Source organism: Deltaproteobacteria bacterium, assembly GCA_026129095.1.
GTDB lineage: Bacteria > JAGRBM01 > JAGRBM01 > JAGRBM01 > JAHCIT01 > JAHCIT01.
Genome location: JAHCIT010000009.1, coordinates 40,131 through 60,867 on the forward strand (window position 1 = coordinate 40,131; position 20,737 = coordinate 60,867).

Sequence of the window (20,737 nt, forward strand, 5' to 3'; positions counted from 1 at the left end):
CCATGGAGGACACTCGTGAACGAAAAACCCTTCCACTCGGGTTACGTTGCCATCGCGGGTCGTCCCAATGCCGGGAAATCGACCTTGCTCAACCGGCTGCTTGAGCAACCACTCTCCCTTGTCACGGCAAAACCCCAGACGACCCGCCAACGGATACTGGGCATCTGTAACGTTGAGCCATCGGAAGAACTCCCCGGCGGCGCACAGATTCTCTTCATTGATACTCCGGGACTGCACAAGCCCACGCAACCGCTCAACCGGTTTCTGGTCCGTGAAGCCCTGAGCGGGATCGAGGATTCCGATCTGATCCTTTACCTGCTGGATGGCCCCCGCGGGGTTACAGAAGACGACCGGTTCGCCTTTGGCGAACTCAAGAAACGCAAACAGCCCAAATACCTGGTGATTAACAAGGTCGATCTGATCAAGCCCAAGGACCGGCTCCTTCCCTTTATTGAAGAGTTGTCTGCCCTTGGGTTGTTCGATGAGATCATCCCCATATCGGCCCGGAAGGATGCCGGCTTCACAAGGCTGAAAACCCTCGTCGCCCGGCAGATGCCGCCTGGCGAACCCTATTACCCCGCCGATCAGGTTACGGACCGCGATACGCGTTTTGTCACATCAGAATCTATTCGAGGTGCACTTTTCCGGCGTTTAGGCAAGGAACTTCCTTATTCTGTTGCCGTTGAGGTAACGGACTACCACGAAAGCAGGAAACTGGACCGGATCCGGGCGGTCATTTACGTGGAGCGCGATTCCCAGAAGCGGATTGTGATCGGTGAAAAGGGTTCCATGGTCAAGGAAGTCGGCACCGAAGCCCGTAAATATCTGGAAAAACTGCTCGGGAAGAAAGTGTTTCTTGAGCTGGAAGTAAAGGTGCTGAAGGACTGGACTTCAGATCCACGGGCGCTCAAGCGCCTTGGCTATCATCAAGGTGGATAGTTCTTTGAAGTAATCCTCATCATGCCGAGAAAGAAAACCACAGCCTCTTCGCCGCCCACCCGCTGGCTGCCTTCGGCAGCCCGGCCAGTTGTTGCCATCGTGGGGCGCCCGAACGTCGGCAAATCGACTCTTTTCAACCGGCTGACACGGACACGACGGGCTCTCGTCCACGACCGGCCTGGTGTCACACGGGATCGCAACTACGGGATACTGCGTGAAGCCACCCGCGAAGCCGTACTCGTGGATACGGGAGGTTTTGAGGCAGATCCATCAAAAGACCGCCTTGTCTCCCGGGTTCGGGAGCAGGCACGGCTCGCCATTGAAGAGGCCAATCTGGTCCTGTTTGTCATCGACGTTCAGGGCGGAGTTTCACCTGGCGACCGGGAAATCTTCCAGATGCTGCGGCAGAGCCACAAGCCCGTCTTCGTCGTGGTGAACAAGACCGATATCCGGTCGGTTACGCCCGAAGATGCCTATGAACTCGGTTGCGACGAGATCATTCCGGTCTCGGCCGAGCATGGCCGTGGCACGGGGGAACTCCTGGAAAAGATATGGGAAGCGATTCCCGACTGGTCCCCTCCCGAAATCCCCGATGGCACAGAGCGCCCGCTCGCCGTTGCCATCGTTGGACGGCCGAATGTGGGCAAATCGACCCTTATCAACCGGATACTCGGCGAAGAGCGGCTCGTCGCATCCGATGTGGCTGGCACAACACGCGATACGATTGATACCATCGTTGAACGTAACGGCAAGACCTATGTTTTCATTGATACCGCCGGTATTCGCCGCAAGGGACGAATCGGCGACCGGCTGGAGAAGTACAGTGTCATCAAGGCACTGGAATCCGTCTCCCGGTGTGATGTGGCCTGCGTGCTGATCGACTGCGGTGAAGGATTGACCGAGCAGGACATGAATGTGGCGGGACTCGTCGAGGAAGAATCTCGCGGCTGCGTGCTCGTTGCAAGCAAGTGGGATTTGCGCCCCAAGGGCGACAAGGAACGCAAGCAGTTTGAAAAGGATGTCCGGTATTTCCTGAAAGGTCTCCACTACGCCCCGCTTGTCGTCACGTCCAGCGTGACCGGGATGGGCTTTCCGGAACTGATGTCTGCAATTGATCGCGTAGGCGCGGCCTGCCGGAAACGTATTTCCACTGCCCAGCTCAACAAACTCCTTGAGGACATCAAGGCCGAGCGGTCGCTGTCGTCCCATAAGGGCCCACGCGTCAAGCTGAACTACATCAGCCAGGTCCGTTCTTCACCGCCCACCTTTGTCATTTTCACCAACAATCCCGAGGGCATTCATTTTTCCGACAAGCGGTGGATAGCCAACCGGCTGCGCGACACGTTCGGGTTTGAAGGAGTGCCACTCAGGATTATCTACCGGCAGAAAGTGCGGAAGGACTATTCCCAGGGGCGTGGGGCATGACTACGCCCCACTGAGCTCCGGATCGAGGCGGGAGAGCACTTCCCAGGCCGGCGCATAGTCGGAATGCGAGACAAGATTTCGCTTCAAAAATCCCTGCAGCCTCGGAATGAACGGCAGGTAAGCGGGGTTTTTCTTCACCCGATCAATATAAACGAACCGTCCCAGGGCCTTCATGTTTCGCTGAATCGCCTGGTCAACGAAAAGGCGGGAAAATTTCCGGTGATCCAACCTGTAGTGCCTGTCTGCTGTCGCCCGGGCTTCCGCATAAACGTCCACGAGCCGTGCCACCACATTCTCCGGCACTGTAACGTAGGCATCCCGAAGCAGTGAGGCGAGATCGTAGACGTCAGGCCCCATCAGCGAATCCTGAAAATCGATCACACCGATCCCACCTCCCTCCAAAACCATCAGGTTCTTCGAATGATAGTCACGGTGGGTTAGGACCTGGGGTTCGGCAAAAAGCCGTGTCACGATTGGTTCAAATACATCCGCCAGAGCTTTCCGGTCAGCAGCGGACAGCTTTATCCCGAGACGGACCTCGATACCGTATTCGAGATAGTGGTCGAACTCCCACAAAAAAAGTTTTGGCGAAAACTGCTGATGGAAGCCGGTGCAATCTCCTATGGACCGGTCCGATCCCTTCGTGTGGTACCGGGCCATTTCGCGCACAGCTGTTTCATACGCCGCCAGCACATCAGGTGTAAACCCCTTTGCTGTGGCTGCATAAAGACTGGTATCACCAAAATCCTCAATCAGCAGGTAACCCACTTCATCTGCCCGGAAATAGATAACCGGCACACGTACCCCGGCCACGAGAAGATGGCGGTCCATGGAACAGAATGGGTCTTCTCCAGGGCCATTGCCCTCGGTTGCCTCCTCTGACCCAAGGGGCCTGCCAACATTGTTCATCTGCATCAGAACGACTGTGCGAGGCACGTCGTCGTGCGGTTCCAGATGGATCCGGTAATACTTCCTGACGCTTGCATCCCCTTCGATGGGTGAAATCGCCCAAACACGCCAGCCGGGTGCAACATTTCCGGCCAGAAGATTCGCCACATCAGCAATGGGGGTTTCGGGCGTTATTCTTGCGACGGGATCCGGGAGTGGCATAGAGCGGCAGTTAAAACCACCGGACGATGCACGGCAAGCCCTTATCAGGCCACCCGGCTCGTTCTAGCCGATTTTTCAACCTGCCAGTTGTCGAGGGTTCCCATGATCGGATCGCTGGCAGAGGCGAGATGCGGCGCAGCCCAGTAGGCAGATGAATAGTCCGTATTTCCCACTGGATCGGTGCGAAGTTCGATCCGGACTGTTTTCCCGCCAAAAGCTGAAAGATCCAGGTCGAAATGGTGCCAGGCACGATGCGACGGGTCGGTCTTCGGCGCCAGCGACCGGTCGAACAGGAGTGTTCGTAAAAACCGGCCACCCGCGTATACACGGAACCGGACACCATCAGTTCGGCTCCAGACTTCAGGGACAATACCGATACCAAACCTCAGGCGCGAGTCCGGTTTTACCCCCACCCGATAGATCAGCCGCGTCGGTGGATGGGCGCACAGGGCACTGCGTTCCTCATAGTTGAGCTTTGGCGCAGCGATATAGACGTAGCTGGGGTCTGGTGTCACCACCGTGGCCGTATCACGATGCTGGAGCAGGTCGTAATAGCCGCGACGGGCCTTTTCCTCGGCGATCTCGATACCCGAACGAGCAAACTCCCGGTAAAGCTCCAGCAGCCTTTCACGGCTGATAGTAGGGAGGTCCAGAAAGCTGTTCTCGTCGAAATAGCTCGGGTCTGTATCCTGCCGGAGGATCCCCTGTTCTTTCGCCTCGCGGTACAACGACGTACCAGGAAACGGCGTGAATATTGTTACTATGGTCCGGTTGGGGCGTATTTCCCGGTTGAGGTCGATAGAATCCCGGACCGTCTGTTCGGTTTCGCCCGGTATCCCGATGATGTTGTAGGTGGCCGTCTCGATCCCAAGCCTGTCGGCCTCACGGAAACACTTGCGGATATCGTCATTTGATATCCTTTTGATGAGCACTTTCCTTCGTAACTCCTCGTTACCGGTTTCTACCCCTGCCACGACCGAATACAGTCCCACATCGCGCAGGAGTTCCAGGCGTTCGGCATCAATTGTTTTTACCTGTAGCTGGATACGGAAAGGCATCCGCACACGGTCTCCGTAGATACGGGCAAATGCTTTCGTCCACTCCCGGTTCAAGGTAAAAATGTCGTCAATGAAATAGAACGTCCGGTTTCCATAGGTATCGCGGACATATTCACATTCGCGAACGACATCTTCAGGTGTCCGCCAGCGCAAGTTCGAGCCCAGCTCCCGGTTCTGGTCTATCTTCACTTCATTCGAACAATATGAGCACCGGTATGGACATCCCCGGCCCGCCATGACGTTCGCCTCGCCATTCATCATCTCAATGACGCGGCTGAAGTCGAACAGTTCGTGATCCGGCCATCCGAGGCGGTCCAGATCCTCTACCAGCGGCCCCATTGGATTCTGTTCCCATGCGCCAGCAGCAGTTTTCAGCCAGAAGTTGGCCAGGCCTGTTGGCCGACGGTTCCCAGCGCCCAGTTCCTGAACGTACTGGACGAACTGGTCTTCACCTTCCCCGATGCAGATGGCGTCCAGTTCCGGCGCCTGTATGAGCGTCTCGTGGGGAGCCAGCGTCGGGTGGATACCCCCTGCAATTACCTGCAAGCCAAAATGGGCTTTTGCCCAGCGAATCATGGGCACAACGAACCGCCACTGCCCGGAGGTTGTCGAGATGGCGAGAAGGTCCGGTTTCTCTTGCTGAATACGCTGGCAGAACTTTTCTTCAGAAGGCATCTCGGCCAGATGATACAGTGAACGGTCCGCTCCAGCCCGCTTCAATGCACCCGATAGCATCCCGATCCCCATCTGGTAATAGTGGGGCGTCCTGGACGCGATATCAGGATAGAGGAACAGCACTTTCATGCGGCCGCGCTCCTGCTGGATGACTCGGCCCGGCTGGCATCAAGCTCCGGTCCCGCCGCAAATGTGACATGTGGACGGGTTTCAGCCGCATTCCTGTATTCGATCCACGGGTGCCCCCACCCCGCCCATGCCCAGGTGCCATGCCCCTCGGCAGCGGTTGTCTGGAAGATGAATTCGACCTCGCCGGGGGTCTCTCCGGAAAGGTCAATCTCCACGGGAAGCCAGCTACGGTCGGCGGGATTCCGGCGCGGGAAAACAGTCTGGTCCAGCAGTTTCTTTTTCATCCGCCACGGGCGCTTCAGGTACAACCGGAACCGGATTCCGTCTGCATCTGGCTTGTCCCAGACCATCGGATTGACCGCAAGCGCGCACTTGAATACCGATGCGGAATTAAGCCTGACGCGGAATGCCGCTTCTGCCGGGGGATGCTCGAACAGCACGAAACGGCGGTCATTGTTCACGTCAAATGACTGGATGGAGATGTGCTTCTGTTCGGTTTCGGCAATTCGCGCCTCGATGATTTCTGCAAGAAAATCAAAATAACCCCGCCGCTGCTTGCGGAAGAAACTCGTCGTGATGGTTTTTTCAAACTTCTGCCCCAGTTCCATCAGCTTTTCAGGCGGCATGCCGGGCAGATCAAGCACCGACCTGAACCGGTGCAGTTCTGCCTCAAAAAAGTTCGAGAACGTCCGCTCGGAAAGACGCTCGCCCACGACTTCGGGATTTTTCAGATACCCTTCGGCGACAGACCGGCGGTAAAGTTCCGTACCCGGATAGGGATAGAACACGCAGACATTGGAAAAATCCGGCGCCAGCTTCCGGTGGAAACCGATGGTCGCCTCGATATCCTCCGGCTTCTCTCCGGGAAACCCGATCTGGTAGAAGGCCCACGTCTTTATCCCGGCATCACGGCAAACGCGAAATGCCTCCCACATCCGCTCATCCGACATACGGCGATTGAGAATCTCCTGCCGCACCCGCTGGGAACCTGACTCGATGCCTGCGTGAATCAGCGTGCAACCGGCATCAGCAAGCAGCCCGATAAGATCTGGCTTGGCCTGCTCGACCCGCATCAGGAACGAAAATTCCATGCCGACTTCCCGTTTCCATGTGTCGGCGAACTCTTCCATCCAGCCCCGCTTCGAGATGAATACCTCATCAAAAAACTGGATATGCTTCACGTTCCAGCGGCTGATCAGGTACTTGGCTTCCTCGATCACACTTCGGACGCTGCGCTTGCGATAGATTTCATTCCCCTGCCCGTAGTTCTCCAGGTAGAACTTGTTGCAGCAGTAATGGCAATCGTACGGACACCCGCGGCCCGACAGCATGAGAGCCGCAGACTGCCCGTGCCCGTAAGCCAGATGGTAAAAATCGAAAATGTCCCGGTCCGGATAAGGCAAGTCGTCGAGCTGCCGGTTGAGTTCCTGCTTGGCGTTCCGGACAAATCCGCCATCTGCCGTGCGGGCCCACAGGTTCGGTATATCCGTCGCGGACACGCCCCGGGCATGCCGGTCAACCAGCTCCAGCAGGGCTTCCTCGCCTTCGCCCACGCAAACGTAATCAATATGCGGAGTCTCGATGAAGCAGCTTTCGGGGGCCATCATCGCATGGAAACCGCCAACAACAACCGGAAGGCCCGTATCCTCCTTGACCCACTTCACATAACGCTTGGCCTCGCTCCACATGTTTGTAACAAGCGAGAAGCCCACCATATCGGCTCCGAAATCGGAGATCCGGCGGGCCAGGTCCTCCCGGCTGATTTCACGAACCAGGTGTATCAGCGCCGTTTCGTGTCCGGCGGCCTTCAGCGTCGCTGAGAGGTATCCGACCCCGAAATTGTAAGTCGGATTATCATAATTGCCCGGATAGTCCGGATAGATGAACATGAATTTCATGCGTCCGGCCCCTACCTCTGGGCAGCTCCCGCAAAGTCCACCCGTGGCCGCATGTTGATCGGCTCCGTGGTAAGCGAGACCGCGTTAAAAACCCGCCACTGGCGCGTCTTGAGATCGACATGCGGACGGCCCCAGTAGACCGTCGCATATTCAGCAGATGGAGCATCGACACTGGTCTTGAACACCAGTGTCACACGCTTCCCCGCCCACGGCGAAAGATCCACCTCGAAAGGCACCCACGTACGGTGGCTTTCGATCCTGCGTGGCGACAACGTCCCCTTCCACAGGGATTTCTGCCAGAACGTCCTCTGGATGCCGATTTCAAACCGGATCTCATCCGGCACATGACGCTCCCAGCAGTTCGCATCCATGCCAATTTCAAACCGGAGGGCAGAACCCGCCGGAACGTCTATCGTCCAGCGATAAATGGCAGGAGGGTGTGCCTGCAGGCACACCCTCGCACCGGCCGCCAGCGTCACGATACCGAGCCCCGTATGGCCATCAGGAGCCTGGACCCGGACGCTTCCATTACGGCTGGGGCCGCCAAACTCGTCTGTCATGTCCCGCAGGCTGCCTTCACGGGCGGCAGCAACGGCCGAATTGAGTAGCACTTCGTAAAACTCAAGCTGTTTGGCTGCAATCCGCTCCGGGGCGATCGTAACCCCGTTGTAGGAACCGATACGCTTGATATCGATCCAGTGAAGCGGCTTGGCGAAGTTGCTCTCTTCGTATTTCTGGAACAGCGCCGTCCCCGGCATCGGGTTGTAGATCGTCGCCTGAAGGACGTCCGGCATCGCTTCGCGAAGGAAGTCCAGCGTCTTGTCAATACTGGCCTCGGTTTCGCCAGGTACGGCGTACATGTTGTTCAGCTTGACCCGGATACCCCGGCGCTTGCACCCGCGAATAACTTCAAGTGCCTCCTCGTTGGTAAAATATTTCCGGAGAACCTCTTTCCGGAACTGCGGATCCCCACTCTCCATGCCGAATTCGATGCCGACGCACCCGGCCTTCTGGAGCAGATCCAGTATCTCCTCATTGATGCCCTTGAAATGGGCGCTGATCATGAACGGGATGCCACATTCCCTGGCCCAGGTATTACAGAATGCAGCTGTCCACGGCTTGAACATCGTGAACATCTCGTCATCGAACAGTATGGACCGGATATCGTGCTGCTGGCGCATCGCGTTCACTTCAAGGCATATCGATTCCGGAGAACGCACCCGAAGCAGCTTCTTGCCGCCATACATGTCGAGCAATGCTGCGTTCGAGCAATAAGTGCAGTGGTACGGACAGCCGCGTTGCACTTTCATCTGGAACATCCCGCCGTTGCGGCGCAGGATGTCCTTCATGTCAAAAATGCTCCGGTCTGCCCACGGAAGATCATCGAGTTTTTCGACCGCCTGACCATGGCCGCCGTCAATTGCCACTCCCGTGTGCTCGTCAGGAAGCCATACGCCTGGGATTTCGGGCCGTTGGTCGCCTGAAGCGAGCGCCGTCAGATACTGTGGAAATGAGACATCCGCCTCGCCCACGAACACCGCGCCCCAGAGGGGGTCGGCCGCCTCGCCCTCGGCAAAGCCTTGCTGCGGCAGAAAAGTTGTATGGATACCGCCCACGATCCGGGGGCCAAGTCCGGCCTCACGTGCCCAGCAGGCCATTTGCCGGATCAACGGCCACTGAATCGAAGTGGAACTGAAGGCGAACAGGTCAGCACCGGATGCGGCCAGGGACTGGATAAACTCGTCCCTGGCCGGCATCAAATGATAGTTCGAGAGGCCGGTTTCCCATCCCAGTCGCCTGGCAAGTGCCGAGAGCTGCCCGACCCCGTTGTGATAATGCGGGTCGTTGCAGGTCCCAACGTTTGTGTAGATAAAATGGACCCGCACGAAGCCTCTCCGGCGTCAGTTTGCCGCACGTGACACGATAATCGGTTCGCCCCAATACGACGAGCAATACTCAGGCGATCCGGGGGCCTTCGTGATGAAGGCCAGATCGACTGTTTTCCCGGCCAGGGACGAAAGATCTATTTCAGCATCATGCCAGCATCGGTCGTCCTTGTTGTTCTTGGGATCAATCTGCTTTTCGAACAGGGTCCGCTTGCGGAACATCGACCGGGCCTCCACCCGAAACTTCACCGGGCCGCCCTTGTCAGGTGACCAGACGGTCGGCGCCATCGTCACCCCGAATCGCAGTACCGAATTGGGCTTCAGTGTGACCCGGTAGCGAATCTCGCTGTCCGGATGGCAAAGGAGCGATGGCCGTTCGTCGGTATCCACGCGGACCAGTTCAACGTTGATATAACGCGGATCTGAGGTACGCAGCTGGGCACGGGGGAGTTCCTCAAAGAAGTCGTAATACGAACCCATTTTCTGCCTGCGTTTCATCGCGCTGAGCTGGTTTCCCAGCCGGTAAAATTCGTAATAGAGCTCTGTGAGCTTCTGCTTGGAAATTGTCGGCAGGTCCATGAACCCGACATGGGAGAAATAATTGTCGTGTTCGTATTCCTTGAGGTAGCCCTCCGACACACACACTTCATGAAGCTTGGTCCCGGGGAACGGGGTGAATTTGAAAACCAGCGTGTGATCGGGGTTAGCCTGCCGAAGGATATCCATGGACTTCTGAATTGACTGTTCGGTTTCCCCGGGCACACCGACAATGTTGTAACTGCAGGTTTCGATTCCGACTTCGTCGCAGAACCGGAACGTATTGATGATCTGCTCATCGGTCAGGTTCCGGTTCATGACCTCGCGCCGGATGTAGTCATCGCCCGATTCGATGGCGATAATTGCCTGGTAACAACCTGCCTCTGCCAGCCGTCGGGCTGTTTCGCGGCCGAAGGTCTGCATCTGCACCTGCATGTTGAATGGCAGGTCAAATCTCTTTTTGTACTCGTCGAGAAACGCATACAGCCACTTCTTGTTCTCGGTGATGATATCGTCCGAGAACGTTATGTAACGGGCCTCTTCCGGATAGCGGTCAACAATACCCTGTATCTCGTCAATGACGCTTTCCACCGACCTCTGGCGAATGAAACGGCCATTACCGGAATAAAGCCGCATCTGGGCTTCGTTTGAACAGTAGGTGCAGCGGTACGGGCAGCCACGGGAAGTCATGATCTGCACGTTTCCATACTGAAGCCGGAGCGCCTTCGCATAATCGAGGCACTCGCGGTACGGCGGCGGCAGGCTGTCGAGGGGGTCCACCAGCTCGCGCATCTCGTTGACAATCACACGGCCATCGGAAGCACGGGTCCAGATATTGGGTATGCGGTCAGTCGGCTTGCCCTGGGAAACAGCCTCCACAAGATCGAGCAACGCATGCTCGCCCTCGCCACGACAAATGAAATCCATGTTGGGTTCGGCAATGCATTCATCCGGTGACAGTGTCGGGTGAACTCCACCGGCCACCGTAGGCACCGGATGCTCTTCCTTGATCCAGGCAGCCATCTGCCGGACGTATCGCCACTGGACGTACACCGACGAGAAACCGATCAGTTGAGGATCAAACTCCTTGATTGCCGCCATGAGCTTCTGGCGGTTTAGCTGAGGTACCCGCTCGAAACGGGGCTCATGACCGGCAGCCTTCAGCGTGGCAGCCAGGGAGCCCACACCAAGCTGATAGTATATTGGCGTAAGGGTATCGATATCCGGGTACAACAGCATTACGCGCATGGTTTTACCGTCCTCAATTCACGCCGCATCGGCGGTCTTTCTTCAGTTGCCGGGTCCAGCCCTGCGGGAGCTGGGTGCCCTCGCCTCCGCATCCCCTAAAAAGACCGGCGGCGTCCTGAACTGGCTATATTCCCCAAGTTAAGCATGTGCCGGGCCCTCCATCAACCGGAAAACCTGAAAACCCCAGTGATCCGAACCACTTGAAATATTCTCTAAGGGGCAACCGGGCCAATCCATATCACTTTGCCAGATCCGGAAGACCCGTATTTGACATTCCATGCAAAAACCGGTCTTTATGCGGCTCCGGTGGACCGGAGTACGCTTCAACAGGCGGTGACTTCAGGCCTTACGGCTCCCCCCACTGGAACTGAAAAACAACTCCCGTCTGGAAGACGGGGAGAGGCAGCCACAAACAGTCATGAAACGTACGTATCAGCCTCATAATCGCCGTCGTGCCCGCAACCACGGTTACCGGGCCCGTGCAGCGACAGCTAGCGGCCGCAAGATCCTGAAAAATCGCCGGACCAAGGGCCGCAAGCGGCTCGCCGTGCGTATTGCCAGCAAATAGGTGGAAGCCCCTTCCCTGACGGGGAACCCACATCTGGCCTCAATCAAATCCTGCCATCTGAAATAGTGCCGGCAGGTATAAAAGCGGGAAGCAAGGGGTTCAGGGATACACAGTTCCGGTGAAGTCCCGGTTTTCGTGATCGCCCATCCGCCATGATTTCGCACCGGTTTCCCAAAGCGGCCCGGATATCACGCTCAGGCGAGTTCGAGGCCATCTGGAAAGCAGGCAAACGGCAGCGGATAGGTTCACTGGAAGCCCGTTACGAACCAGGCCAGCGGCCACAACTGGGAATCGCCGTTGACCGCCGGACCGGTAACGCGGCAGTCAGAAACCGCCTCAAACGATGGATACGAGAGCACTTCAGAACACATCCCGACCTGTTCAGCCAGCCCTGGCGGCTGGTTCTGGTAGTCCGCAGGGACATGCCGAGGGCATCGCTCACAAGAGATTTCGACCGGTTATGGGCGCGGTGCAAATAGCCGGAAAGCTGCTGGCGCTACCGCTCATCCTGATCGTCCAGGCTTACCAATGGACGATCAGGCCGCTGCTGGGAAACCGCTGCCGCTTCTATCCGTCATGCTCTGACTATTCACTTGGAGCGTTCAAACGCCACGGAGCAGTATTCGGAACGGTCCTGACGGTCCGGCGGCTGGCCTGCTGCCATCCGTTTCATCCGGGCGGTGTCGATCCCGTTCCCGACCGGCTCACGCTCTTCACAAGGAACTCATAAGTGAAAGACGAAACCCGCCACCGCCTGTTCATCATCCTGTCGATGGCTGTTATTATTGGCTGGTATGCCTTGGTGGTACCACCGAGAAAGCCGGCACAGAGTCCCGTCAAGGACGACAAGACTGCCCCGACCACCCAAATTACCGATGCTCAACCGGTGCCTGCTGCCGGGGCACCCGATGATAGTTCAAGTTCCCCGGAGTCGCTTCAGCCGGTCACAGCTCTGGAGCGCGAAATACTTGTTGATACACAACTCTATACGGCCGTTGTTACCACCCAAGGCGGGATTCTCCGGCGGTTTGAACTCAAGTCGTATCAGTCGAATGACCGCTCAGGACTCAAGGATATTATCGACCAGTCGGTTGTTCACCCTCCCCTGTTTGCCCGCATCCGAGGGCTCAAGGCGGCTGAACAGGGTGACCATTTACCTTACGTGTACGATGGCCCTTCCGAAATCATGCTGGCCGGAAAGACCGAAGAAGTCCGCCTGCCACTTCGTTACCGGGATTCAGCTGGCGTAGAAGTCCATAAGGATATCTTTTTCAGCCCGACGACTTACAGCGTCAGAGCAGAGTACCGGGTTATTGCACCTGCCGTCACTACCGCCAGAAAGTTCCAGCCCGTTTACGTCCTCGCACTCGATCATTCCAAGGCACCCAAAACATCGACGGCACGCATGGGAACCCATGCAATCGTCGGTGCATCCGGCACTGATCGCCATGAGTTTGGCGCCCTCGCCGACAAGAGCATAAAAATCACCGATGATCCCCGCTTCGCCGGTTTCGAGGATCACTACTTCCTGACGGCAATTCTGCCGGAAAATCCCAAGCATTCGGCGCTGATCGCATCACGCACATCCCCTAGCCAGTGGGAGACCGCTGTGGAAGGTCCGGAATTGCTGGCTGGAACCGATGCCGCTACGGCCGAGGTCTCGGCGGTCCGGTACTATCTCGGACCTAAAACCGACGCGGCCCTGCTTGCTGTAGATCAAAAGCTGGAAGCAGCCATCAACTACGGATTTGGCCAGACTCTGATCAAGCCCATAGCGAAATTCCTGCTTCTGCTTCTCCGGATATTTCATGGCGTCGCAGGTGACTGGGGACTGGCCATCCTGATGCTCACAGTCATCGTCCGCGTTGCATTGTTCCCGCTCGCCATCAAGCAGTTTCACTCGATGCAGGCAATGGCGACACTCAAGCCGAAAATGGATGCACTCAAGGAGAAGTACAAAGACGACAAGGTGGCATTGAACCAGGCCACCATGGACCTGTTCCGGGAGCATAAGGTCAATCCGCTATCCGGCTGTCTTCCGATTCTTCCGCAGATACCGATATTCCTGGGGTTGTATGTCAGTCTGGATACCTCACTGGAACTCCGGCACGCCGCATTCCTGGGCACCTGGATCCAGGATCTGGCGATTCACGACCCATACTATGTTCTGCCGCTGATTACCTGCGCGACCATGGCGATCTCCATGAAACTGACGCCTTCTCAAATGGACCCAATCCAGCAGAAAGTCATGATGATCATGCCCATCGTGATGTTTTTCCTGTTTATGAATATTGCTGCCGGACTGGTGCTCTACTGGAGCGCATCCAACGTGTTCTCGATTGGTCAGCAGCTTTATTTTAACGCCAGGAACAAGCGGCTCTCTGCCGCACGGGAGCAGGATCCATCAGCCCAGGTGGTGCCGACGACAGCCAAAGAGGTCTCCGGAGAACCGGCAGGCCCACGAAACCGCAAGAAACCGCGCCGCTGACCGTACGAGACATCAGCGAATACAGAACTCAAAGGAAAGGGACGGCAAGCAGCCGTCAGGGAGCAAAGGAACAAAGAAAATGAGCAACGAATACCAGGAATTCCGGGGCAAGAATCTGAATGAAATTCTCGAACGTATCGGGAATCTCTGGAACTGTACGCTGAATGGAATTGACTACGAACTTGTACGTGAAGGATCCCGGGGCGTCATGGGACTCGGCGCCCGCGACGTAGTGATCCGCGCCCGCCGGATCGAACCGCTGGATGACGATGCCTCGCAGGAAGAACGTGCCAGCGGCGCCCCCACGCCAAGCGAACCAAAGGATTTTTCACCGCAACCGGACGGGAATACACGGCGTCAGGACCGTGGACGCGGACGCGGCCGGGAACGGGGCAACGAGCGCGGAAATGACTGGGGCAATGAGCGCCCTCCCCGCCGTGATGCACAGAATATCCGCAACGACCGTCCTCCCCGTGATGAGCGCGACGAAGAGCGGCCCCAGCAGCCGGAGCGGAAATACGTGCGTCCGGAGGTCACTCCTCTTCCTGCCGAAGCCCTTGAAAAGGCGAAGCAGGTGGCCGAGCGGCTCGCCCGTTATCTCGCTCCGGAAACAACCATTGAAATCCGGCCGGGCAATGTCCTTGAGCTGATCAGCGAAAACGGCGCACTCCTTATCGGCCGGCACGGCCAGACCCTCGACGCCATCCAGTATCTCGTGAACAAGATATCCTCACGCGGCGTCGAGCTGCCGGCAGACACCTACATCATCGTGGATACCGAAGGGTACCGTGAACGCCGCGAACAGGCCTTGTTCAGACTGGCCATCCGGCTCGCCCAGAAGGCCCGCCAGTCAGGCCGGCTCCAGTCCGTTGAGCCCATGCCGGCCCATGAGCGCCGGATCATCCATGTGACGCTTCAGGACGAACCTGAAGTCCGGACGGAGAGCCTTGGGGACGGTGACCTGAAACGGGTTGTCGTGGTTCCCGCTCGCCGGGCGGGCGGTAGCGACCGGGGACCGGGTCCGCAGGGACCTGGCCGCAATCGGGGCAACCGCCGCCGGCGCGGACGTGGCCGGGGCCCGCGTCCATCAGGTGGAAGTCCCAGCGGCGAATAGTCCACGCCCCATTTACCTCTCAACTATGGCACCGCTTTCACAGCGGTGCCCGGCTCCGCTTTCCTGCGAGCGGTACAGATATATTACCGGCCGGTTTTACACCGGCATTCGGATGCGTGTAATATTTCACAATGCTGGCATGCGCAGGGTGAGTACCATTGGCTCTGGCGCACTCTGGAATGATTGCTCCGGAAACCGGAGCAGATTCCATTGTCAGCGGCCGGGGGCGGTCCTGGATAGTGCCGACAGTAATTTCCAGTAAGCAGACCTACATCACGCGGAGTCCGGATGGTCTCATGATCGGTCCGGTCAGCCGCCGGGTGGTGGTCGAGCTGATTCGCGATCGCAAGGTCTCCGTAGGGCATACGTTTTCTGTCGACGGAGGGCCACAGGTTCCCATTTACGAAGACGACGAATTCCGGCAATACCTCTCCAAGTTCGGTCCCGTTCCCGCAAAAGGCGGTGCCGCGGCTGCCGATAAGCCGGTGGCTCCGGCCGGACCCCGTCCTTCGGCAGCTGCTGCACCCGCGGTTTCGGTCCCACCCGTTGTCTCTGAGCAAACCCAGCATGATCTGGAAATGCTTGACGACGAGGATGATGACGATGACGACAGCGATTTCACCCTGAGTTTTCACGAAGTAAAGGACGTCGTACTCAGCCTGAGCCGGCAGCGCCAGAAGCTGGAAGACGACGAAGGAGTGCTCGAAACCCTTGATGACGTGCCCCTGGCCGAGATCGTCTCCGCAGATGACGAGGATGTCGTCGCCATAGGTGACGAGATGGAGCTCCCGCCTGACGAAGTGTTTGAGGAAGTCGAAGTGCTGGAACTGGAAGCCGCTGAGACTGGACCGGTCCGGCAGGCCGCCAAAGTACCGACCTCGGGCCGCGCCCGGCTCAAGGCGGAGCTGACCAACCCCAGTAATCGCTACAAGATCCAGAACCCCGATGGCCTGATGCTGGGACCGGTCCGGATCCCTACAGTCCGGGATCTTGTGGAAGCCGGTGCCATTGATCGCCGGGCAAAAATCTCAAAAAACGACGGGCCCTATGTGGATGCCTGGAGCCTGCCAGAGGTACGCTTCCTGATCGTCCGGCTCAGCCAGAAAAAAGGCTAGGTCTTTCCCGCGACGCTTGCGCCGGTTTTACTTCTCTATCTTGACCTTGCTGATCGTCACCGGTGTGACCGGCCGGTCACCGGGACCAGTTGGCGTCTTGGATATCTTCATCACGACATCCAGGCCATCCGTCACCTCGCCGAATATCGCATGCTTGCCATCCAGCCAGGCGGTCGGTGCAACCGTAATGAAGAACTGGGATCCATTTGTATTCGGCCCCGCGTTCGCCATGGACAACATTCCCGGTTTGGAGTGCTTGAGCGACGGGTGGAACTCGTCCGCAAACCGGTAGCCCGGACCGCCCCGTCCGCTGCCTTCCGGGCAACCGCCCTGGAGCATGAACCCGTCAATCACGCGATGAAAGACGAGGCCATCATAAAAGGGCTTGTTCTTCTGGACCTGGCCCTTGGGATCGGTCCACTCCTTGCTGCCCGTGGCCAAGCCAACGAAATTCGCAACGGTATTGGGCGCCTTGTCGTCAAAAAGCCTGATGGTGAAATCGCCCATCGATGTCTCAAATACTGCGTTCATGCATAATCCCTTCTGGCACGGAAACCTTGAGACAGGAAGCTACCACACCCGGCCGGGCTGGCAACAAGTTACGCCCCGATTTTGCGTTTGATATCGACAGGAAGCCTCCGGCGGATAATAATAGCCGCGCCATCTGGCCATATATTTCCGGAACTGGAGTACTCCTATGGGACTCATGGTCACCGTCCTGATTATTGCCTTTCCACTCATCATTGGAATCGTCATTTTCAATTCGCTGGTTGCCCTCCGGGCACAGGCACGTAACGGATGGGCCCAGATCGACGTCCAGCTGAAGCGCCGGGCAGATCTCGTTCCCAATCTCGTGGAAAGCGTCAAAGGCGCCATGAGCCATGAACGGGAGACGCTGGAGAATGTGGTCCGGCTCCGGAATCAGGCGGTCGCTCTCCAGAAAGACGGTGACACTCCCGAACGGATACAGGCCGAAGGTGCCCTCTCGACAGCGCTTGGACGATTGTTCGCGCTCATGGAAAACTATCCCGACATCAAGGCAACCCAGAATATCGCCGCCCTTCAGGAAGAGCTCACCAGCACCGAAAACCGGATCGGCTTCGCACGCCAGCACTATAACGACGTCGCCACCAGCTTTAACGCCCGGATAGAGCAGATACCGGCCAATATTGTGGCCTCAATAGCCGGCATGACAGGTTTTCCACTCTGGGCGATTGAAGACGCGGCCGACCGCGCCGCGCCCAGGGTTGCGCTCAGGTGAACTTTCACGCAGCCCAGACACTGAACCGCAAGCGTACGATCTGGCTGGTCATCATTCTGACCGGGCTGCTTGTGGCCACAGCCTGGGTCTTGAATGCCTGGATACTGGGTGATTTCTTAGCTTTCTTTGGTGGCTTTGGTTCGGGATGTGGTGGCACTGGCGGTTTCAGTTCGCTCGATCACATGCCGCCGGAACTGGCACGTCAACTCGGTGAAGGACAGGGGGCTTCATGCCAGCCCTCCAGCCTGCCGTTCATCCTGACGCCTGCAGGGACGGCGATGGCCGCCCTCCTTTTTGCCGTGGGCACTGCCAGCTTCAGTTACTACTGGGGGGACCGGGCCGTCCTGTATGTTTCCAGTGCACGGCCAGCAAACCCCGCAGAACTCAAGGAAAAGCAGTTCATCAACGTCGCCGAGGAAATGTCCATTGCCGCCGGCCTCCCCCTGCCTACCCTATGGATCTTGCCGGATACCGATCTCAATGCATTTGCAACCGGACGTGATCCCGCACGGTCCGCTATCGCCGTGACCGAGGGGCTTCTAGACCAGCTGAGCCGTGACGAACTGCAGGCCGTGGTCGCCCACGAAATGGGCCATATACGGAACCGTGACACCCTGCTGCTTCTGTTCGTTACCTGCATGCTGGGAGTCATTCTTCTCCTGACCGAACTCATGGTACGTGGAGCCCGCCACCGGGTGGCGGTTTCGGGCGGACGGGGAGGCAAGGCGGCCATCTGGGTGGCGGTGGCCACCATCACCATCTGGTTTGTGGGGAGATTCTTTGCGCGGATCGCTGCCATGGCAGTCTCCCGGGAACGCGAGTACCTGGCAGATGCCACTTCTGCCGAACTGACACGCAATCCGCAGGCCCTTTCCAGCGCTTTGCAGAAAATCCATGCCTCAGTTGAACCCACCCGGCTGTCGCATCCGGCCACCGCGCCGATGTTTATTGACGATCCCCGTGGATCAAAACTGAATGAAAAGGAGTCGCGCTGGGCCGCCCTCATGTCAACCCATCCGCCTATCGCCAGCAGGGTCCGGCGTCTCGATGCAATGGCATTCGCACGGGTCAAGCGTGAACGGATGGATGCGGGGCTTGATCCCTTGACGGGAAAGTCCGAAACCTGAAGCCTATCGTCCCGCCCGGCTGACACGAATAACGTATAGCGTGCCCTTGTTGTCCACCACCGCCAGCAACCCCCGCTCCAGATCGGAGCCAAGGTACCCCCACAGGGCCCCACGCGCTTCGCGCGTCGAGACAAGCTGCCCTGTTTCAGGGTCATAGAACCGGATATCGCCGTTGCTGCGGGGAACGGCGATGAGTCCTTCAATCACAACCGGCTGTCCGAAAATACCATCGGGACGCTGGTTGCAGTCCAGACTCCAGATGAAAAACATCTTGAAGTAGTCCCATTTACCGCATGGCCGGAACCGGAAAGGCTCGGCGAGCCATCTTTCTGTCCCATCAAGACTCCATGCCTTCAACTCACCGTTCTGGTTTCCCGCGGCGACAATGCCGGCAGCCGGATCAACCGCCGCGCCGCTGGTCGCCTTGAAATCCTTCTGCCAGAGCACGATCCCGTCGTCATCGCGAATCCGGCCGATCAACCGGGAGGCGGTCGTGAAGTAACTGGATCCCAGATAGTTCCCCATATGGAAGTCGGTGTCATAAAGATCTATGCCTCGTCCGGCAATTCCGCGTTTTGCCAGTTCCCGTGACCAGAGGACTTTTCCGGTAGATGCCTGCACGGCAACTACCCGCGCATCCCAGCGGCCATAAACGAGCTGGTCGAAGCCGGTAAGTGTCACTCCCGCCGCCCCACGAACGGTGGGACGTCCGTCAAGCAACGCCTCGCCGGGAAGCGTCCAGAGAACATCTCCCTGCTCAATATCGACGGCATACAGGGAGCCATCAACCACCGGCACGAATGCACGATTTTCATGAACGACGATCCTGCCGTTCACCGGAGCATTGACCTGGAATTTCCACCGGGTTTCACCCGACTTGCGATCGAGCCCCGCGACCCAGCCGGCCAGTGAACCTGTCACGACCGTCTCGCCGGCTACGCCAGCCCGGCCCGCCAGCGGACCAATGCCAGGATCCACCGACCATCTCCGCTTCCCCGTCTCTGCTTCATATGCGCGGAACACACCACTGGATGTCCCAACCAGAAGATCCTCACCGGCAAAAAGTGGTTCTGACGCTTCTCCAGCCGGGAACCAGTGGTACTGAAGGTCGGACGGAACGACTCCAAGCCACATTTCCCTGACCTTCAGGCCCTGTTCGACCGGCAGTTGTGCGGTCCAGAGAATGTCAATACTGTACCGAGACCGGTACGCCCGCTCGACTTCGATCCCGCTCAGGCCATCAACAAAGGCGCAGCCACCCGCAGCAATTACAGCAACGAAAACCAGAATTGCGCGCACAAGGTCCGCTCTGTTACCGGTTACCGGCCGCTGACTGACTGGAGTTCAACTCGTCCAGAAGAAAACCGACGCCATGCTCTTCCGCATATTGCGGCTCGGTATTGCGAAGTTCTTCCAGAATTGAACGTGCATCCGAGGCCATGCCCGCAGCCCTGAAATTAAGGGCAGCCTGATACAGGGCCTGCGACTTGAGCACCGCATCTCCGCCACTCTTGGCCACAGCCCGGAATGCCGCCCCTGCCTCGGCGTATTTCCCGGCCTCCGACAATGCGGCGGCACGGGTGTATCCGGCCAGCGCGCCGACCGGCTCCCACGCAGGCCTCGCCTGCTCAATCTTCGCAAAAGCGGCTGCTGCCTCGTCGGGCTGGTTCACCTCCAGCTTCGTTACCGCAGAGTAGAAGGCACCCATGAGTTCCGGGCCCCGTGGCTTCACATTGGCCACGGCATCGGCACCGAGCTGTTCCTGTACTGCCCGCGCCCGCGCTTCACGGTTTTCATAGCGCTTGGCATTGGTTCCACCCTTGGCCGCCGCCTGAAGTTCCTCCAGCGAAGCAAAGCCGGTTTCCACGCCGATCGGCCGCCGGTAGACCGCAATAGCCCGGTCCACCTGCTCAAACGAGTTACGGGCGGCGGAGTCCGCCATCCGGTCGTAGAAAATCCATCCAAGTACCACGATGATGATGCCACCGAGCACGGCTGCCGTGAGAATGACATTCTGTTCAAGCCACAGAAGCATTTTGTCCCCCAGACTATCAGGGGTGATCGTTGTGCGAACCTGTACGGTGCCGGATGGCTGGGTCTGCTGATTGGCCACGGTAAACTGGTCTCCTTGGAAAATCCCCGCCTCTTAAATAGGGCAG

18 protein-coding genes are annotated in these 20,737 nt (G+C 57.9%); 10 read left to right on the plus strand and 8 right to left on the minus strand.

Annotated elements, in window-relative coordinates:
• The first annotated feature begins 15 nt into the window (after positions 1-15).
• Both era and der read left to right on the plus strand, forming a co-directional pair.
• Entirely contained in the window at positions 16-939 is a 924-nt protein-coding gene (gene era, locus KIT79_13000; protein ID MCW5830220.1) for a GTPase Era, read from the plus strand.
• 21 nt (positions 940-960) lie between these two features.
• A complete protein-coding gene (der, locus tag KIT79_13005; GenBank protein MCW5830221.1) occupies positions 961-2,364 on the plus strand; it encodes a ribosome biogenesis GTPase Der in 1,404 nt (467 codons plus the stop codon).
• Here der and KIT79_13010 read toward each other — a convergent pair whose 3' ends face one another.
• The 5 genes from KIT79_13010 to KIT79_13030 form a co-directional block, all read right to left on the minus strand.
• Positions 2,365-3,420, minus strand: a complete 1,056-nt coding sequence (locus tag KIT79_13010) for a phosphotransferase (protein MCW5830222.1) — start codon at positions 3,418-3,420, stop codon at positions 2,365-2,367. It lies immediately after the preceding gene.
• A 98-nt stretch (positions 3,421-3,518) separates the two neighbouring features.
• A complete protein-coding gene (locus tag KIT79_13015; protein MCW5830223.1) occupies positions 3,519-5,336 on the minus strand; it encodes a radical SAM protein in 1,818 nt (605 codons plus the stop codon).
• On the minus strand, positions 5,333-7,234 hold the full coding sequence (locus tag KIT79_13020) for a B12-binding domain-containing radical SAM protein (protein MCW5830224.1): 1,902 nt from the start codon (positions 7,232-7,234) through the stop codon (positions 5,333-5,335). The genes KIT79_13015 and KIT79_13020 overlap by 4 nt, the downstream gene beginning before the upstream one ends.
• A gap of 11 nt (positions 7,235-7,245) precedes the next feature.
• Complete coding sequence (locus KIT79_13025; GenBank protein ID MCW5830225.1) at positions 7,246-9,120, minus strand: B12-binding domain-containing radical SAM protein; 1,875 nt, start codon at positions 9,118-9,120, stop codon at positions 7,246-7,248.
• Between the two features lie 15 nt (positions 9,121-9,135).
• Positions 9,136-10,905 carry a radical SAM protein gene (locus KIT79_13030; protein ID MCW5830226.1) on the minus strand — a complete coding sequence of 590 codons (1,770 nt, stop codon included), beginning with the start codon at positions 10,903-10,905 and terminating at the stop codon, positions 9,136-9,138.
• Between the two features lie 418 nt (positions 10,906-11,323).
• Here KIT79_13030 and rpmH point away from each other — a divergent pair, with 418 nt between their 5' ends.
• The 6 genes from rpmH (at position 11,324) to KIT79_13060 (ending at position 16,190) form a co-directional block, all read left to right on the plus strand.
• The gene (gene rpmH / locus KIT79_13035; protein MCW5830227.1) at positions 11,324-11,473 is read left to right on the plus strand and encodes a 50S ribosomal protein L34; all 150 of its coding nucleotides are present in this window, start codon (positions 11,324-11,326) and stop codon (positions 11,471-11,473) included.
• Between the two features lie 152 nt (positions 11,474-11,625).
• Complete coding sequence (gene rnpA, locus KIT79_13040; GenBank protein MCW5830228.1) at positions 11,626-11,952, plus strand: ribonuclease P protein component; 327 nt, start codon at positions 11,626-11,628, stop codon at positions 11,950-11,952.
• Positions 11,953-11,960: 8 nt separating this feature from the next.
• On the plus strand, positions 11,961-12,203 hold the full coding sequence (gene yidD / locus KIT79_13045; protein ID MCW5830229.1) for a membrane protein insertion efficiency factor YidD: 243 nt from the start codon (positions 11,961-11,963) through the stop codon (positions 12,201-12,203).
• Entirely contained in the window at positions 12,204-13,961 is a 1,758-nt protein-coding gene (gene yidC, locus KIT79_13050) for a membrane protein insertase YidC (GenBank protein MCW5830230.1), read from the plus strand.
• Positions 13,962-14,040: 79 nt separating this feature from the next.
• A complete protein-coding gene (locus tag KIT79_13055) occupies positions 14,041-15,075 on the plus strand; it encodes a KH domain-containing protein (protein ID MCW5830231.1) in 1,035 nt (344 codons plus the stop codon).
• Positions 15,076-15,314: 239 nt separating this feature from the next.
• Positions 15,315-16,190, plus strand: a complete 876-nt coding sequence (locus tag KIT79_13060) for a hypothetical protein (GenBank protein MCW5830232.1) — start codon at positions 15,315-15,317, stop codon at positions 16,188-16,190.
• 27 nt (positions 16,191-16,217) lie between these two features.
• On the opposite strand, the gene KIT79_13065 is transcribed toward KIT79_13060, so the two are convergent.
• Positions 16,218-16,721, minus strand: coding sequence for a peptidylprolyl isomerase (locus KIT79_13065; protein MCW5830233.1), 504 nt, complete (start codon positions 16,719-16,721; stop codon positions 16,218-16,220).
• 166 nt (positions 16,722-16,887) lie between these two features.
• Between KIT79_13065 and KIT79_13070 the strand changes: the two genes are divergently transcribed.
• Positions 16,888-17,451, plus strand: a complete 564-nt coding sequence (locus KIT79_13070; GenBank protein MCW5830234.1) for a LemA family protein — start codon at positions 16,888-16,890, stop codon at positions 17,449-17,451.
• Positions 17,448-18,578 (plus strand): M48 family metallopeptidase, encoded by a 1,131-nt coding sequence (locus KIT79_13075; GenBank protein ID MCW5830235.1) that lies wholly within the window; start codon positions 17,448-17,450, stop codon positions 18,576-18,578. Before KIT79_13070 ends, KIT79_13075 begins: the two co-directional genes overlap by 4 nt.
• A gap of 3 nt (positions 18,579-18,581) precedes the next feature.
• On the opposite strand, the gene KIT79_13080 is transcribed toward KIT79_13075, so the two are convergent.
• Both KIT79_13080 and KIT79_13085 read right to left on the minus strand, forming a co-directional pair.
• A complete protein-coding gene (locus tag KIT79_13080; protein MCW5830236.1) occupies positions 18,582-19,877 on the minus strand; it encodes a PQQ-binding-like beta-propeller repeat protein in 1,296 nt (431 codons plus the stop codon).
• Between the two features lie 13 nt (positions 19,878-19,890).
• Positions 19,891-20,691: a hypothetical protein gene (locus KIT79_13085; GenBank protein MCW5830237.1), complete on the minus strand. Its 801-nt coding sequence runs from the start codon at positions 20,689-20,691 to the stop codon at positions 19,891-19,893.
• Positions 20,692-20,737: the final 46 nt, after the last annotated feature.